This is a genomic window from Streptomyces sp. rh34, assembly GCF_002551245.1.
Taxonomy (GTDB): Bacteria; Actinomycetota; Actinomycetes; order Streptomycetales; family Streptomycetaceae; genus Streptomyces.
This window is the reverse complement of the sequence record NZ_NTGZ01000444.1, coordinates 1-3,075: the sequence shown is the minus strand read 5'-3', so window position 1 is coordinate 3,075 and position 3,075 is coordinate 1. Positions and strand designations below refer to the sequence as shown.

Sequence of the window (3,075 nt, the reverse complement as noted above, 5' to 3'; positions counted from 1 at the left end):
GGTCCGGCCCGTCCTGTCGCGGCTCCTGCCCCGCCCCGCCTCGCCGCGGGTCCGGCCCGTCCTGCCCCGCCCCGCCGCGGGTCCGGCCCCTCCCGTCACGTGACCCGCCTCCGCGCAGCGGACGCACGTCTCTCACACCGCCCTGCCCGACGATCTCCGGGAGCCCTCCGATGGCCACGTCGCTCCGCTCCAACCGGGATTTCCGGCTGCTCTGGATGAGCGGCCTCTTCGCCGTTCTGGGCAGCCAGATGGGCGCCCTCGCACTGCCCCTGCTCATCCTCAAGGAGACCGGCTCCGCCGTGCAGGCCGGCCTCGTGGGGACGGTGTCCGTCTGCGCCGTGCTGATCACGATGTTGCCGGGCGGGGTCATGGCCGACCGGGTCGAACGCCGCCGCCTGATGCGGCTGTGCGACGTGGGGAGCCTGGCCGCGGTCACCGCCCTGGCCGTCGCCGTGTGGAACGGGAGCGCCCCGATGCCGCTCGTCCTGCTGGTCGCGACCGCCGGCGCCGTGCTGAACAGCGTCTACGCGCCCGCCGCCTTCGGCCTGATGCGCGCGGTCGTCCCGCCGGACCAGATGGGCACGGCGACCGCACGCCTCCAGGCGCGTACCTCCACCGTCCGGCTGGTCGGCCCGCTCGTCGGCGGTGCGTTGTTCGGCGTGCACGAAGCCCTGCCCTTCACCGCCCAGTTCCTCGGGCTGTTCCTCTCGACGGTCTGCGTGGCCCTCGTGCGGACCCGCTCGGAGGCCAGGACCAAGGCCGGTTCGGTGTTCAGCCGCCGGGAACTCACCGCCGGCCTCACCTTCCTGTGGCAACTGCCCTACCTGCGCACGGTGCTGCTCGTCTTCGGCCTGGGCATGAACTTCGCGTTCGGCGCCCTCACCTTCACCGCGCTCGCCGTCTTCTCCGGGGGCGGGCGCTCCGGCCTCGGCGGCGGCTTCGTCATCACCTGCGTCTCGGCGGGCGCCCTCGTCGGCGCGCTGCTCGCGCCCCGGCTCGCACCCGACCGCCACGTCCGGACGCTCATCGTCATCACCTGCTGGAGCTGTGTCGGGACGGCCGCCGCGCTGGCCTGGCTCAGCAGCCCCCTGCTGGCCGGCCTGTTGTGCGCGCTCTGCATGTGCCTGTCGACGATCGCCAGCATCGGCTTCCTCTCGACGCTGCTGGTCGTCACCCCGGAGGACCGGCTCGGCCGGGTGCAGAGCGCGGCGAGCTTCCTGTCCTCCGTCGTCCAGCCGTTCGGGCCGCTCGCGGGCGGCGCCCTGCTGACCGCCCTGGGCAGCCGCGCGGCCTTCGGGGTGACCGGGTGCGTGCTGGCCGTCTCGGCGGCCGTGGTGACGTTCGCCCCCTCCGTCCGGGCCGGTGCGGTCCCGGCGCCCGACGGTACGCGGACGGCTGACGGTACGCAGGCGCCCGACGGTACGCGGACGCCCACCGGAACGCGGACACCCGGGGAACCCGCTCCCGAACCGGCCGGGGCCGCCCGTACCCACCAGGGGACCGCCGTGGAGGAAGCCCCGGCCCGACCCGCCCCCGACACCGCCGGTCGTCCCGGCGCACTCTGAGGAGGACCGCCGTGCCCGGACCGCAGCAGACCCAGCTCTACTGCCTCGCCGACCGTACGTACTACGACACCCCGGCCCGGCTGCGGGACGAGGAGACCCGCTACCCGCTGGACATCGCCCCGCCCCCCGAGGGCTGGCGCCGGACCCCGGGCGGGCTGTGGACCTCGATGCTGCCCGAACACGGTGAACCGGCCGAGCAGGGGTGGAAGATCCATGTCTCCACCGTCCCGGAGGAGGCGGAGGCGACCCTGCGCGACACCACCGGCGTCTGCCTCTCCCACAGGGTGCCGTTCAAGTTCCTCCGCAGCGAGCAGGCGCTCCTGCTGATGTCCGGCAAGTACATGTCCCGCTCCGGCGCGGGGAAGTTCCTCACGCTCTACCCGCCGGACGAGACCGTCTTCCTGCGGGTCCTGGACGAGCTGACCCGCGTCCTCGCCGGACGGCGCGGCCCGTACATCCTCAGCGACCTCCGGATCGGCGACACCCCGGTGCACGTCCGGTACGGGGCGTTCACCGCCCGCTGGTGCCGCGACGCGAACGGCGAACGCGTCCCCGCCCTGCGCCACCCCTCGGGCGAACTGGTGCCCGACGAGCGCGGGGTGGTGTTCCGGGTGCCGCCGTGGGTCACCGTCCCCGGGGCGCTGCGCCCGCACCTGGCGGCCCGCGCGGCCGCCGGGGACGCCGCCTTCCCCTACACCGTCCTCTCGGCCCTCCAGTTCTCCAACGCGGGCGGGATCTACCTGGCCCGGCACCGGGACACCGGCCGGCAGGTGGTGCTCCGCGAGGCCCGGCCGCACTGCGGGCTCGACGGGGCCGGCGACGACGCGGTGACGCGGCTGCACCGCGAACACCGGGCCCTGACCGCGCTGGCCGGACTGGACTGCGTACCGAGGGTGCACGGCGTGACGACCGTGTGGGAGCACCACTTCCTGATCGAGGAGCACATCGAGGGGACCACCCTCCTGGAGGAGATCGTCGCCCGCTTCGCCCTCGTCCGCGGGGCGGGCACGGCCGCCGAACTCGCCCCGTACACCGCGTGGGTGGACTCCGTGACCGAACAGCTCACGCGGGCGCTCGCGGCCGTGCACGGGCGCGGCCTGCGCTTCGGCGACCTGCACCCCAACAACATCATCGTCCGCCCCGACGGCCGCGTCGCCCTCATCGACTTCGAGTACGCCACCGGTCTCGACGACCGGGAGACCCCGACGGCGGGTGCGCCGGGCCTCCAGGCGCCCGCCGGGGCCTCCGGCGAGGAGGCCGACGCCTACGCGCTCTGGGCGACCTGGCTCTCCATGCTGATGCCCCTCATGGAGATGGCCGGGCACGACCGGGCCAAGGCCCTGACCCTGGAACGCTGGGCGCGGCGCAGGTACGGCCTGGCGGCCGGCGCCGGGCCCCGCCGCCCCGCGGCCCTGCGGACCGTGGAGGACGGCCGGGAGCGCGAGATCGCGGCCCTGCTCGACGGCCCCGCCCCCGACTGGGTCTGTCTCTTATACACACCTCTGATGGC

2 protein-coding genes are annotated in these 3,075 nt (G+C 74.8%); both read left to right on the top strand.

Annotated elements, in window-relative coordinates:
* Positions 1 to 170: 170 nt before the first annotated feature.
* On the top strand, positions 171 to 1,565 hold the full coding sequence (locus CR470_RS36950; protein ID WP_097872076.1) for an MFS transporter: 1,395 nt from the start codon (positions 171 to 173) through the stop codon (positions 1,563 to 1,565).
* Positions 1,566 to 1,576: 11 nt separating this feature from the next.
* On the top strand, positions 1,577 to 3,075 hold a 1,499-nt coding region (lanKC, locus tag CR470_RS36945), incomplete at its 3' end, for a class III lanthionine synthetase LanKC (protein ID WP_179892506.1).

What these genes read in the sequence shown, in the direction of transcription:
- CR470_RS36950 (WP_097872076.1), top strand. Translation starts at nt 171, where the DNA reads ATGGCCACGTCGCTCCGCTCCAACCGGGATTTCCGGCTGCTCTGGATG.